This is a genomic window from Nostoc favosum CHAB5714 (assembly GCF_020829495.1).
Taxonomy (GTDB): domain Bacteria; phylum Cyanobacteriota; class Cyanobacteriia; order Cyanobacteriales; family Nostocaceae; genus Nostoc; species Nostoc favosum.
The window spans coordinates 1-13,455 of sequence record NZ_JAIVFQ010000057.1; the positions used below are offsets into that span (position 1 = coordinate 1).

The window sequence follows — 13,455 nt, forward strand, 5'->3', positions numbered from 1 at the left end:
GTTCAGCCGTCTCTGCTGTAGGAGGGGAGGTAAGTCCTGCTCTTGGGCGAAAGTCTAAGTTTAGGCACTCCCCTATGATTACAGAAGCCCCAACTTCAACCGTACTCGGTAAGTTGGGGTAGTTCACCTCTGTTTAATTATCAGGAGCAAAGCGCGATTCTCCTGTGGAAAGTCTGTGCGATCGCGTGCAGAATATTTACAGTGTTGCCTAAAATTATGGATAATTCCCCAGTAGTCGCTCAAGCAGATGCATCCTTAGCAAATTACACTCAGGAAAATATACATCTAGTGGAGTCAGCAGTTGGATTGAATTCACCACCAAAGGAAAAGATCGGAAGTGACTTTGACTCTCGCATGATGCTGCGGTGTTTGGAACTTGCTCGCCGCGCTTTAGGACGGACTTCGCCAAATCCGCTAGTGGGAGCGGTGATTGTCAAGGATGGCGAGATTGTAGGCGAAGGGTTTCATCCTCGTGCAGGTGAGCCTCATGCAGAAGTGTTTGCCTTGAGGGCAGCAGGGGATCGCGCTCGTGGTGCAACAATCTATGTCAGCCTAGAACCTTGCAATCACTATGGGCGTACTCCCCCTTGTTCTGAAGGATTGATCCAAGCAGGGGTGGCAAAAGTGGTGGTGGGTATGGTTGATCCCAATCCCCTGGTAGCTGGAGGTGGTATTGCCCGTTTACGTGCGGCGGGGATCGAGGTGTTGGTAGGAGTAGAAGAAGAAGCTTGTCATCAGCTAAATGAAGCTTTTGTGCATCGCATTCTCTACAAACGACCTTTAGGAATTTTAAAATATGCCATGACTTTAGACGGCAAAATTGCTACTACCTCTGGTCACAGCGCCTGGGTAACAAGCCAAGAAGCCCGCAGTGAAGTACATCAGTTGCGGGCGGCTTGCGATGCAATAATTGTCGGCGGTAATACAGTCCGACAAGATAATCCTTATTTAACCACTCGTCAGGTAGAGGCACATAAACCCCTGCGGGTGGTAATGAGTCGCCATCTCAACTTACCGGAAAATGCCCATCTGTGGCAAACTGCGGATGCTCCTACTTTGGTGTTGACAGAGAAGGGTGCTAATCCCGACTTCCAAGAACTGTTGCTCAAGCAGGGGGTGGAGGTGGTGGAATTAACATCACTTACACCAGATAAGGCAATGGCGTACTTATATGAGCGCGGTTTTTGTAGCGTCTTGTGGGAATGTGGTGGAACCTTAGCTGCTAGTGCGATCGCTCAAGGAGCAGTACAAAAAGTTTTGGCATTTATTGCCCCGAAAATCATTGGTGGTAGCATTGCTCCCACGCCTGTGGGCGATTTAGGTTTTACTACCATGACTGAGGCGTTGTCTTTAGAACGTGTTCGTTGGCGTGTAGTCGGCTCTGACTGCTTAGTGGAAGGTTATTTTCCCAAAAAAGCCAATAGTCAATAGTAATAACACTTGACTATCAATCAATTCATCGTGATTTTTCTATCATGAACACTGACGTTCATGGGCAATATCACGTATAAGGGCTAGCCGAGATTGAATGTAGTGGCACAGATAATCAGTTTCGTTAGAATCTAACAACACTTGTGTTTCGGTTTGTTTTACTAACCACTGCACCAAGCTAGCATCATCCAGTTGTAAGAGGAGCTTGGCTTGGGCAGTTTCAACCACTGACCAAAGCTGACGCATGATTGTAGGAGTCATCAGACCTCAATTGAATAATTAGCTTCGCTGTCTTTAGATTACACAATTACGATCGCACTTTACGACATGCATGTAGAAGCTGAGACAAGTATTATTAAAAAGTTAATAATGGTATTTATAACTTTATGAAGATTAAGAATTTGAAACTTAGTTTTGAAAATGGGCATTGGGCATTGGGCATTGGGCATTGGGCATTGGGCATTGGGCATTGGGCATTGGGAATTGGGAATTGGGCATTGGGCATTGGGCATTGGGAATTGGGGACTGGGGATTGGGGATTGGGGATTAGTTAAGACTCATCATTTAACTAATGACTAATGACTAATGACTAATTTGAAAATGGGCATTGGGCATTGGGAATTGGGCATTGGGCATTGGGAATTGGGGACTGGGGATTGGGGATTGGGGATTAGTTAAGACTCATCATTTAACTAATGACTAATGACTAATGACTAATGACTAATGACTAATGACTAATGACTAATGACTAATGACTAATGACTAATGACTAATGACTAATGACTAATGACTAATGACTAATGACTAATGACTAATGACGAATTTATCAAAAATTTAAAAATGGGAAAAACTGGAGTAAGGTTTTACGTATACGAAGTAAGAAAATCTGTTCTCGAATTTTGGGGTCTAGTTTTGGGGGCGGGGCAAGTTGGAGCTGCGCTTGTAATTGAATATATTCGGCAGCTGTTAGGGATTTTCCATCAATGGGCGATCGCGCTTCTATGATCATCTTAGTGCGTAATATTTCTTCTGGTGTATCCTCTGGTGGTGGTAATGCTATTAGCGGCGATCGCCAAGAGCTACTTAACACAAAAAAGGTTCCACTAATCACAATTAAGCTCAATAATTTTATTGCCTTTATCGCTTTAACTCTCCCCATCTCCTGAACTGCGTTCACAACGCAGAATGAAAATCTGTTTTTTTGCGTCCCATGCCCAATGCCCAATGCCCAATGCCCAAACTTAAAAATTTTCCCAATAAAAATCTGGCAATATCAAGGGGCATCACCAGGTCTCTTCTGATACGGAATAGACTACAGGGAATGCCCAAGAGCAATTGCCAGCGATCGCGATGAATTGTTTTGCCCTCTGAAAACTCAGGAGTCTAAGCCATTGCAAACACCAAACCAGGGAAGTACTTTGCCCACAAGATGGCTTAGATTTACAGAACTCAACTCCCTTGGACTTGGAATAAAGTTCGGTCAGGCGAGGATTTTAGGCGGACACATGGTTGAGGAGGTAATCCTCATCACCAGTGTCCTATACTTGCTGCCCTACTTAGCTGATATTCGAGCAAACTCTAGGCTCTGATACACCAAGAGAAAAATACAGGTTTTTACGTGAACCTAATGTAATTCAAGCTATCTGGTGACGAGCGTTCTTGCTAAGTTGTTTTGGGCATAATTTAAACTAAAGCTGATTGATGCCTTATCTAGGAGTAGCAGTGGGACTAGCTGCGGGAGTAATAGCGGGAGTAACTGCGGGAGTAGCAGCAGGTGCATCAGTTGGTTCACCTGTAGCAGCTGGGGTACTAGTAGTACCGCCACCACCAGCATCACCACCGCCTTCACAGGCTCCGAGAATTGTAGCCAAACTTAAGATTACAGCCAAACCAAAGATTTTTGTTTTCATAACTCCTCTTTCACCAATTGTGGCTAGAACAATTTTTCGCCTGTTCAATACGATACCGTATTTATTGCTTTTTTTTAAATGCTACGAGATTACATACTAAAAAAAACAATCCTTTGGGGTGTTGTTTTTCGGATTAGGTATCATACAGCCATCTGATTAGTTTCTCTTAACTCAGGAGCAAAACGGAAATTAGCAAATTTTCTAGCAAACCAAGGTATCATAGCAAAAAATTTATTTTTTCCCGGAGTATTGCACCTTCCTGCCCAGCATTGGCATACTTTAGGTGCGATATCTAAAGGGCAAGCTGTCCAGTTGCTAATCGCTGATTGCAAAATTGCAATATCTAGAGGATGCAATTGGTATAGCTATCTATCAGAACAGTTAAAAGGGTGTAGTCTGTTATGTGTGCTTGTTGCACAGAAGGCGATTTTAACTAAGCAAAAAGAGACACTTAAGACAATCAATCTAAAGTACAGTATTTCCCATCTAAAAAAATTTATGGTAGTTGCTCGTAAATCTGCTGTTTCTACAAGGGGTACTTGGTTCCGGCGAGATTCTATCCTTTCTTTAGGGAGGCGACGTTCTGCACGTATAGAATCAGCAGCACAAAGCGCTTCGGCACCCCCTGCCCAAGCTGCACCAGTATCATCTCAAAGACGACAGCGTTCCTCGAAAAATCTAGCGGTTTCTCCGACAAATAAGGCAGTTACGCCCGAATCGGTGAAAGAGGTGGCTAGACAACAAGTGCTAAATCTCAATGAGCAGTCGAGTGCAAACCAGAAAACTCCGGGGGTAGATTTTCTTCGTTTTCCCACAATGCCTAATTCTGGAGCAGCACCTTTGTGGTTGCTGCGCTTGTACACCTTTCACCGTTATTCGACAGTTTTGGCGTTCTTGTTAGTAGCATCAACACTTGCTGTTTATGGGTGGACGGTATATTCGCAAGAGCTTTGGAGTAAGTCATATCGCAGACTGCAAAACCTCCAACGTCATGAGCGGCTACTAACGACAACCAACGCGACGCTGACAAATAAATTTGCCCAGGAAGCAGAACAACCAACAGCAGGGCTGGTATCGCCGACTCCTCAAGGGATGATTTTCTTGCCTCCAGCATCTCATAGTCCTAAGCCAGCATCGTCTAACACAACGCCAAATTCTGAAACGCAACAGCAAACACTCTCGCCACTGGGATACTAATCGTAATTCGTAATTTGTAATTCGTAATTCGTAATTCAGAAAGTCATTAGGACTCAGACTTGTGGCAAATGACAAAAGACAAATGACAAAGCACGAACCCAATGCAGAAGTTACCAAGCGGAACAAAATTCAGAAAGTTTCAAAATTCAGCATTTAAAAGGCGACAGAAGGGTTCTAAAGGAGGATTGTTGGGGACATTTGCCTCTAATATCCAAGACCAAACATCCAGCACCAAGTCTCGAATGTTCATAGTATGGGGCATATTAATGGCAGCAGGATTGGGGTTGGGTGTCAAATTGTATAACTTACAAATTGTCAAGGGGCCAAAGTTAACAGAGCAGGCGCGAAACCAGCAAATGGTGAATTTGCGACCTTTTATGCCCCGTCGCCCGGTGGTAGATCGCAATAGTAATCTGTTGGCCATTGACCGTCCTGTATATACTTTGTACGCTCATCCCAAGCTGTTTGATAAGTCTAATGAAGAGATGGCAGGGCGACTTGCCCCAATATTGGCAAAAGATACTGCTGAATTGGTAAAAACTTTTCAAAGCAAAAGAAGCGGAATTATACTTGCCCCAGCCCTCCCGGAAGAAATTATCGATCGCGTCATCTCTTTGCGCTTAAATGGCTTAGAGTGGGCTGAAAAATACTCCCGATATTATCCGCCAGACGATTTGGTTTCTGACGTGGTGGGCTACGTGAATGTTGACCGCCGTGGTCAAGCAGGTGTGGAATACTCTCAAGAGAAGTTGCTAGAACGTCCTGTGCAAACGGTGCGGCTCAGTCGGTCGGGTAATGGGGCCTTAATGCCGGATCATGCCCCTGAAGGTTTTTTGCATTTTGATGATTTGCGACTGCAACTCACTATTGATAGCCGTCTGCAACGAATTGCCCGCGTTGCGCTCAAACAACAGATGGAGAAGTTTGACGCCAAACGTGGGGCAGTAATTGTGATGGATGCATTAGATGGTTCCTTACTCGCCCTTGTTTCTCAGCCTACTTATAACCCTAATGAATACTCTAAAGCTAATATCTCGCTATTTAAAAACTGGACGGTGGCGGATCTTTATGAACCGGGATCGACTTTTAAACCTTTGAATGTAGCGATCGCTCTGGAAAATGGCGTCATCAAACCAGATGATATGTTTAATGACTCCGGTTCTATTCGAGTAGCTAATTACACCATCAAAAATGCGATGAATAATGGGAATGGGCGAATCAGCATCGCTCAGATTTTGCAATATTCCAGCAACATTGGCATGGTGCAAATTATCCAACGCTTAAAGCCTTCAATCTACTACAACTGGCTAGAACGCTTGGGGCTAGGACAAAAAGTTGATACAGATTTACCTTTTGAAGTTGGCGGACGGCTCAAAAGTCAAGAAGAATTTATCGCTTCGCCAATTGAACCAGCTACTACTTCCTTTGGGCAAGGCTTTTCTATGACACCGTTACAGCTAGTGCAAATGCACGGTGCTTTAGCCAATGGCGGTAAGTTAGTTACACCCCATGTAGTTCGAGGGCTGATTGATAGCAAAGGGCAAATGCATGATTCACCCACTCACACCATCCCCCGCCAAATTTTCTCAGCCGCAACAGCCCAAAATGTTGTGGAAATGATGGAAACTGTTGTTAATGAAGGCAGTGGGAAGGCGTCACAAATTCCGGGATATCGCATTGCTGGTAAAACTGGTACAGCCCAAAAAGCTAGTCCGAATGGTGGATATATCAAGGGTGCTAGAATGACCAGCTTCGTGGCTATTTTGCCAGTAGAATCTCCTCGGTATGTAGTGTTCGCACTGGTGGATGAACCAAAAGGAGAAAGTGCTTATGGTTCTACTGTCGCCGCCCCAATTGTGAAGTCGGTAATCGAAGCACTCATTCCTCTTGAGGAGATTCCGCCAAGTAAGGCGATTGAGCAGCAGAAGGAAGCGCCGTAGGCAGGGGGCAGGGGGCAGAGGGCAGGGAGGCAGGGGAGGCAGGGGAGGCAGGGGGAGCAGGGGGAGCAGGGGGAGCAGGGGGAGCAGGGGGAGCAGGGGAAGAAAGAATAACTAATGCCTAATGCCCCTTTTTTTTGTTCCTCTAGAGTCAATCTTTCTCTATATATAACCAAGGAAAGAGGTGCAGAAAGCTACTCGTGTGGGAAGTTAAGTATTAGAAGTTAAATTAATTTCTCACTTTTCCAATGCTACCGAAGATTCCATGCAAAGCAATTTAGTTATATTTCCTAACGCTGGGGCTGCGAAAAAGAGTACGCAAACAGAAGAAAGAACAATTACCAAGTACGACCGTGCTGAGGAGCAATTTATAGAACTGCTAGCAATGGAGGATTTGGACAATCAACTGGATGTAGAACCCGAAATAGCTAGTGAGTTTGAACAGACGCTCTCTATGGCAATTGACGCCGCTTATAAAAACGATCGCTCTGATGAACAGGCTTACCGTTTTCTCCAGCGGATACTTTATCGAATTAATCGGCTAAAGCTTTTTTGGTACGACGATTTGCGGCACTATACCAATGAGCGATCGCTTTACTTGTACTCATATCGTGACCAAATTGAAGCTGCTTGGCAACAGTGGGAACTGGCACAAATCGATGTGGCTGCACTGCAACAGTTGGATGTAAAACAAGCTTTAATTGAGCGTGCATCTGCCGATTTAAATCCGCCTTTATCTGAAAGTAGTCGCTACATTCGGGAGGAAATGACTGAATCTGGCTATCGTCACCTGCTAGCGATCGGCTCCTTTGATGGCTTAGTTGAAGGTAGTCGTCTTTGCTACGTATTGGGTGGTGCTGCTAATGAAATGCAGTGTACGCTGGTGCGAGTATTACTAGAAGAATACGGCAATGGTCGTTTATCCCGCAAGCACTCTACATTTTTTGCTCAAATGCTGGCTGAGTTTGGGATGAACACTGAACCAGAAGGATACTTCGATTTAGTCCCTTGGGAAGTCCTAGCTTGCGCTAATCATAACTTTCTGACCACCGATCGCAAACGCTATTTCCTACGTTACAGTGGCGCGTTGACATATTTTGAGGTGGCTGGGCCTGCGGCTTATAAAAACTATCTGACGGCGGCGCAACGACTGGGACTGTCAGAGGCGGCGATGGGTTATTGGGAACTGCACATCAGGGAAGATGAGCGTCACGGCCGTTGGATGTTGGATGATGTGGCTTTGCCTTTGGCAGAACGATATCCCAATGATGCCTGGGAATTAGTGCTTGGGTATGACCAGGAGAAACTAATGGGCGATCGCGCTGGTGCTGCTGTTGTGCGGTCAATACGTGAAGCAAAACAATCCGCCTGACTCATCTAAGAAATCTAAAAAATTAGAAAATGGCAGATTTTTTCTGACGTTTATAATTTCACATTTCTAAATCATTGTATCCCTAATCTATCTACAATCCAATTTCTTTAGTGAGGACTTCTTTACTAAAGGAAGGGTTATTTATTACCTTGAGATTAAAGTATTAAATAACCTCCTATCACATTGATTATACCTTACACATTGAAGTGCAGTCAAATGAAAGATATCTTTTTTTGCCCTGAAGAATCTAATTTTTACTCAAACTGTTTAGAAAATTTTGTTCTCAGAAACTGTAAAAATTACGAATCTATTGTGGAGTTTGGCTCAGGAGATGGCAGCCCTGTAATTAATTCCTTATTAAGAAACAACTTTGATGGCGTAATCCAAGGATTTGAATTAAATACCTCTGCATGGAAAGTCGCAAATTCAACTATCGATGAATATAATCTCACTAATAAATACATAATCCATAATTCATCTTTGTTTAATTCTTCTCAACCCGATGCCGAGTATCTTGTAGCCAATCCGCCCTATCTCCCTGCACCAGATAACGATATTTATATGCCACTCTTATTTGGGGGCGTAGATGGAGCCACAGTTACCAACGATCTTTTATCGTTAGGTTATGAAAATGTGTTGGTTTTAATATCTAGTTTTTCTAATCCAACAAGTACGCTGAACCTAGCCAAAGAAAATGGATATTGTGTTCAAAATTTCATGGTGTTACCTTTACAGTTCGGCTACTATAGCTCTGATCCCAAGGTAAAAAACCACATAGAAGAACTCCGAAAAAACAACATGGCATTTTATTCTGGCGATTATTATTTTTTAGCTGGCGTTTTATTTAACAAATGCCAGGATTCTGTAGTTGATTTATCTAATCAATTGGCTCAGGTTATGACTAGCTTGTGAAAATTGAGAACAACTTACCAGTGCTGTCTCTAGGAACTAGCAAATTTTTATAAATGTCAACTGCCTATGTATATATTTAGTAATATGCCTTAAACATGATGCAGTCACTAAATCTGCATCTGACTTTTCACGTTATGTGGAAAAGCTAACGATTGACCTAACCCCCTAACCCCCTTCCCTACGTTCGCGCAGCGTCTCGAAGAGAGGGAAGGGGGAAAATTTAAAGTCTCTCTCCTTAAAGGAAGAGAGAAATAGAAGAGAGGTTTTCCAGATACCGTGAAAAGTCAGAATCTGCATAGGTACGCTTACTTCCCCAAAAAGAAATTCCAGAGTATCTAGAGGTTTCTGGAGTCTGAATAAGCAAGCGTTCAAAAAACGCTAAGGAACGGAACTTTAATCTCGTAGGGTGCGTTAGTGATGGCGTACTAACGTACCCTAAATTAGTAAATACAGATTAAATCAAACCGTATTCTCAAGTAATCGCTTTGTTTACCTGAAGTTATTAATTAGCTTCTTTGTTGTATGGCTGCACTGCTAGAGTTACGTTTGCACTTGAGTGCTGCAAATAGAATTACAACAGTACCGAACGACAAAATAGGAAAGCCTGAAGTTGGTTCAGCTACAGAGACAGATGAGGTTGGCGTCAAGAGGAAGGCGCGTAATTCACCATTAACTGCACCACGACCGACAATTTGTCCATTATTATTAATGGCAGATGCTGCTGTCAAGGTAAAACCAGCGTCTGAACCAGGAGCAATCAGGTCATTTAAGTCGTACAGAGTGTTATCACTATAAAGAAAAGCCCGCAAACCATTGCCATCTGGTGCAAAAAAGTTACTATTAGTGCCAGAAAACCCGACTGCTTGACCTAAATTATTGATCCCTACACCAAAACTGAACAAATCTGTAGGACGTAACCTACCGAGGTCTTGGATTCCCGTGCTGGAACTGTACAGAAAAGCACGACCATCATCTACTCCAGTGAGTCCAGAACTACCTACCACTTGTCCTAAGTCATTAATATCATTTGCTACGCTGTACTGGTAAACTGGCAAAGTTCCCAAATTAGTAGTTTGGCCGTTTTCGTACAGAAAACCTGTGTTTGAACTGAGAAAGCCTACTACTTGTCCCAAGTTATTTAAACCGTAGGCAACATTACCAGGAGTTCCGATGCTGGTTGCTATACCATCACTATATAAAAAAGGGCCAAGTCCGGCCGCTCCCCCTACTATTTGGGTGCGATCGTTAATGGCATAAGGAATAGCGTTTTGGATAGGGAGGGGTTGGGTGATGCCATTGCTGTATAGGAAAGGGTTATTTCCACTAAAGTTATTACTACCAACCGAATTACCAACTACTTGCCCCAAGTTATTGATACCAGTTACTGAAAGTTGATTATCGCCAGGCAACGGACTAATTTTTTTAAGTGAACCATTGCTGTAAAAAAAAGAACTCGCCAAAGAATTAATGGCTACTTCACCTGAGTCATTGATGTCTGTAGCGAAACTGAAGGCTTCTCCTGTAAGACTGCCTAAGTCAGTAACTGAGTATAGAGATGCCGCCAATGCCGACTTGGATGCAGTAAAACTGATTGCGGTCAAGGTTATTGCTGTTATACAGAATTTCCACTTAAGTAAAAGCATGTGACTTTTCCGTAATTTTTTATTACCCTACTAAATTACCACTGAACAGTAGAGTGAAAACCTGCCGTATCTGGGTAGTCGCTAAATACGCCATCAACACCTAAGGGACTTCCAAATAAAAAAATGTCCCAAAACTACTGATGCAAAAACCCTCTCTATTTCTTCTCTCTGTGTTCTCTGCGTCTGGAGTGGTTCGTTTAATTTGGATAATTTATTTCTTGGAAGTCCCTAAGCTAAAAAATAGTTCATATTCGCCTTGGGGATTTCCTTGAAAGTCCAGTGGCAAAAAGCAGTCTTCATTGCGGAAAGTCCAGACATGAACCAGCAAACCAGCCGCATGAGCATCGATGACTAAAGATGTTGGCGATCGCAATTTACCACTGTTGTCAATACAGTTCACTTAAGAAAATTGTAGGTTGGGTAGAACGAAGTGAAACCCAACAAAGTCACGGAAGTGTTGGGTTTTATTCCTCAACCCAACCTACGTAGAGTTGAGTTTTAGGCTTAACTGAACTGTATTACCACTGTTGTCTCTAGGAACCAGCAAATTTTTATGAATACCAACGGCTTGTGCATATTTAACAATTTCTTCTAAACCTGATGCTGTGACTAAATCTGTATATGTGCGTTCATTGCCACTAAGTATAAAATCATAAGGTTTACGAGTTGTGATGCGTAAAGCCAAGCGGGTTTGTATTGCCTGCGGTTTAGTTGCTGATTCCGAATTGCTGCTTTTGATGGAGAATTGTTTGTGACGCGGCTGAATTTAACGACGAAGCCAAGGTAGTATTTTGGTTAGAATAATCCAGAAAACAAGGCTGGCGATCGCACCTGTGCCAATAAGTAACTACGCAAAATTAATTACAGTCATTGCGAGCGTTGGCGCAGCCTAAGAAGAGAAGCGAACGCGAGTGCAATTCTTACAAGAATGATAATGTCTATTGCTAAAATCACTAAACAAAGCAACTAGAAGGCGTTACTGGCACTCTGTACAATTTCCATTACAAAACCATTAAATAAGTATCTTTTCCTTCCACTGGCAAAACTCGCAATTTCTGATTTTGTAAATCGGGTTCTAATCCTAAATCTTCTAAAGGTATTAATCCCAATAACGGATCTGAACCTTCTGGTAATTCAATACAATTGAATGTTCCTTCTCTTCCCTCAACTGAAAGATTCAACATTTTAAAAATCCGAGCTTTTTGTATTCCTGTAGCTATTTTTACATCTACTTCTCCTTGCAGAGGCAATCCCAAATCAAGAATAATATTTTTAGGCAAGCACAGCCTTGTTGCACCTGTGTCAACTAAAACATCATGTAAAGTAATTGAGCGTATTTGTTCTGTGGGAATAAATCCTCTTTCTGCGAGAGTTTGGTCAATTTGGTTAGTAATAGTGATTGTGGTAGTTACTTTGCCCATTTTTTCACTTTTGCTATTTGTCATATCAATTTCCTATAAGAGGATGTTTGAAAAGTGGTATGTTGTGATTTTAATTGAATTATTACCCCCCTTAATCTAGGCTGTTGACTTTGATGAAATTTGGTGATTTTCGGTTCATGCTATTTTTGTGAGAGTAAAAAATATCTCTCCTGTCATTGCGAGCGAAGCGAAGCAATCGCCTGGGATTGCTTCGCTCCGCTCGCAATGACTACATAAATTTTGCATGAATTTTTACCCCCCAAAAAGGTACAGAGTCAACACCCTACCCTTAATCCCCCCGATATATTGGGGGGAAACAGGAAATCCAGTTCCCTCACGCCACTTGCTTCAAGTCGGGCATTGCCCGCCCAACGCAGTGGCTCCCCAATGCATCGGGGAGCCACTGCGGTCTTGGGGTTTCCCCAAGTGGAGCAAGTGGCGTGAGGGTTAGGGTAGGGTAAAACCCAGATTTATCAAGCAACAGCCTCTTGCTTAAGCTTTCGCACCGGACGCTTGCGATCGCTTCGACGAACGCCCCCCGCCATTTTGTACTCATCGCTATTTTTGCCATACTTTGCAGCTACACTGAGTAACATGTGTTCTGTTAGTTGCATCAGCGACTTTTCGGTAACTTCTAAGGCTTCCTGAGTCATATCCACGGTGGAAAGGCTTGAGTTATAAGCTTCCAATTTATCTTGTGTTGTTTTGATAAGGGTTGCAAAGGCGTCAATTGTTACCCCATTCCCTAAGTCTAAGCTGGGACTGATCGATTTCAAAGCCGCAATCCGACGCTGCGCTCTATCAATTACTTTAGACCCGCGTTTTAGACGTGACATAAATCACCTTTCTGTTATTAATAATGCGCCAGGATAAAAACTGACTTCTACCCTAGACTGTACAGCACTAGGATAAACAGAATTAGGGTTATTTGACACCCGCATTATTCAGTATAAATTGACTTATTTACTACAAATATTTAAAATGCTTTTGCGTAAATTCTTGTAGGTTGCCCGAATTCAATAAACGGCTGCCCGAATTCAATAAACGACTACCCGAATTCAATAAACGGCTGCCCGAATTCAATAAACGACTACCCGAATTCAATAAACGACTACCCGAATTCAATAAACGACTACCCGAATTCAATAAACGACTACCCGAATTCAATAAACGACTACCCGAATTCAATAAACGACTACCCGAATTCAATATAGGAACTTATAGCAATCTTATTTGAGTTGTGAAAATTTTTGTTATGGTCGTCCTTGGTCAGTTGTGATTACAAAGGACAAATGACTAATGACATCTTCACGCCTAAACCTATGTAAAAATACTTAAATAACTATTGATGAGTATAAAATATTACTATAAGTTGAAATAAGAAAGGCGATGTCTACGACGGGCTACGCCTACGCAGACTCTTGGCCGAGGGCGATCGCCTTTCATTTAACCCCTACAATTGGAGTCAACTATGATCATTACACAAGAAAAAAAGTTCGCCAAATCACAACAAAAGCAGTATTTACCTACCCAAACGACTATAGCAATCCTATTTGAGTTGTGAAAAATATAGATTAGGAAACGAACCGCCTTCGCGCAGCGTCTCGTAAGAGAAGGACGCCAAGGACGCAA

At 42.8% G+C, this 13,455-nt stretch carries 12 protein-coding genes and 1 pseudogene; 6 read left to right on the forward strand and 7 right to left on the reverse strand.

Annotated features, from left to right (window positions below; translation table 11 throughout):
- The first annotated feature begins 216 nt into the window (after window positions 1-216).
- On the forward strand, window positions 217-1,431 hold the full coding sequence (gene ribD, locus LC586_RS26695; protein WP_229488257.1) for a bifunctional diaminohydroxyphosphoribosylaminopyrimidine deaminase/5-amino-6-(5-phosphoribosylamino)uracil reductase RibD: 1,215 nt from the start codon (window positions 217-219) through the stop codon (window positions 1,429-1,431).
- Between the two features lie 42 nt (window positions 1,432-1,473).
- On the opposite strand, the gene LC586_RS26700 is transcribed toward ribD, so the two are convergent.
- The 3 genes from LC586_RS26700 to LC586_RS26710 form a co-directional block, all read right to left on the reverse strand.
- Complete coding sequence (locus LC586_RS26700; RefSeq protein WP_109012126.1) at window positions 1,474-1,692, reverse strand: hypothetical protein; 219 nt, start codon at window positions 1,690-1,692, stop codon at window positions 1,474-1,476.
- 565 nt (window positions 1,693-2,257) lie between these two features.
- Window positions 2,258-2,590 (reverse strand): hypothetical protein, encoded by a 333-nt coding sequence (locus LC586_RS26705; RefSeq protein ID WP_229488258.1) that lies wholly within the window; start codon window positions 2,588-2,590, stop codon window positions 2,258-2,260.
- A gap of 547 nt (window positions 2,591-3,137) precedes the next feature.
- The gene (locus LC586_RS26710) at window positions 3,138-3,341 is read right to left on the reverse strand and encodes a hypothetical protein (RefSeq protein WP_229488259.1); all 204 of its coding nucleotides are present in this window, start codon (window positions 3,339-3,341) and stop codon (window positions 3,138-3,140) included.
- 498 nt (window positions 3,342-3,839) lie between these two features.
- Here LC586_RS26710 and LC586_RS26715 point away from each other — a divergent pair, with 498 nt between their 5' ends.
- The 4 genes from LC586_RS26715 (at window position 3,840) to LC586_RS26730 (ending at window position 8,759) form a co-directional block, all read left to right on the forward strand.
- On the forward strand, window positions 3,840-4,538 hold the full coding sequence (locus tag LC586_RS26715; RefSeq protein ID WP_229488260.1) for a hypothetical protein: 699 nt from the start codon (window positions 3,840-3,842) through the stop codon (window positions 4,536-4,538).
- A 101-nt stretch (window positions 4,539-4,639) separates the two neighbouring features.
- A complete protein-coding gene (locus tag LC586_RS26720) occupies window positions 4,640-6,478 on the forward strand; it encodes a peptidoglycan D,D-transpeptidase FtsI family protein (protein ID WP_229488261.1) in 1,839 nt (612 codons plus the stop codon).
- Window positions 6,479-6,740: 262 nt separating this feature from the next.
- Window positions 6,741-7,847, forward strand: a complete 1,107-nt coding sequence (locus LC586_RS26725; protein WP_229488262.1) for an iron-containing redox enzyme family protein — start codon at window positions 6,741-6,743, stop codon at window positions 7,845-7,847.
- 216 nt (window positions 7,848-8,063) lie between these two features.
- Window positions 8,064-8,759 carry a class I SAM-dependent methyltransferase gene (locus tag LC586_RS26730; protein WP_190728748.1) on the forward strand — a complete coding sequence of 232 codons (696 nt, stop codon included), beginning with the start codon at window positions 8,064-8,066 and terminating at the stop codon, window positions 8,757-8,759.
- Between the two features lie 506 nt (window positions 8,760-9,265).
- On the opposite strand, the gene LC586_RS26735 is transcribed toward LC586_RS26730, so the two are convergent.
- The 4 genes and pseudogenes from LC586_RS26735 to LC586_RS26755 form a co-directional block, all read right to left on the reverse strand.
- The gene (locus LC586_RS26735; RefSeq protein WP_229488263.1) at window positions 9,266-10,360 is read right to left on the reverse strand and encodes a DUF3466 family protein; all 1,095 of its coding nucleotides are present in this window, start codon (window positions 10,358-10,360) and stop codon (window positions 9,266-9,268) included.
- Between the two features lie 253 nt (window positions 10,361-10,613).
- A pseudogene (locus tag LC586_RS42775) lies at window positions 10,614-11,060 on the reverse strand (hypothetical protein); the annotation flags it as partial.
- Window positions 11,061-11,403: 343 nt separating this feature from the next.
- Complete coding sequence (locus tag LC586_RS26750) at window positions 11,404-11,847, reverse strand: aspartyl protease family protein (RefSeq protein WP_229488265.1); 444 nt, start codon at window positions 11,845-11,847, stop codon at window positions 11,404-11,406.
- Between the two features lie 449 nt (window positions 11,848-12,296).
- Window positions 12,297-12,659 (reverse strand): hypothetical protein, encoded by a 363-nt coding sequence (locus LC586_RS26755; protein WP_229488266.1) that lies wholly within the window; start codon window positions 12,657-12,659, stop codon window positions 12,297-12,299.
- A 553-nt stretch (window positions 12,660-13,212) separates the two neighbouring features.
- Between LC586_RS26755 and LC586_RS26760 the strand changes: the two genes are divergently transcribed.
- Window positions 13,213-13,380 carry a hypothetical protein gene (locus tag LC586_RS26760; RefSeq protein ID WP_229488267.1) on the forward strand — a complete coding sequence of 56 codons (168 nt, stop codon included), beginning with the start codon at window positions 13,213-13,215 and terminating at the stop codon, window positions 13,378-13,380.
- Window positions 13,381-13,455 lie beyond the last annotated feature (75 nt).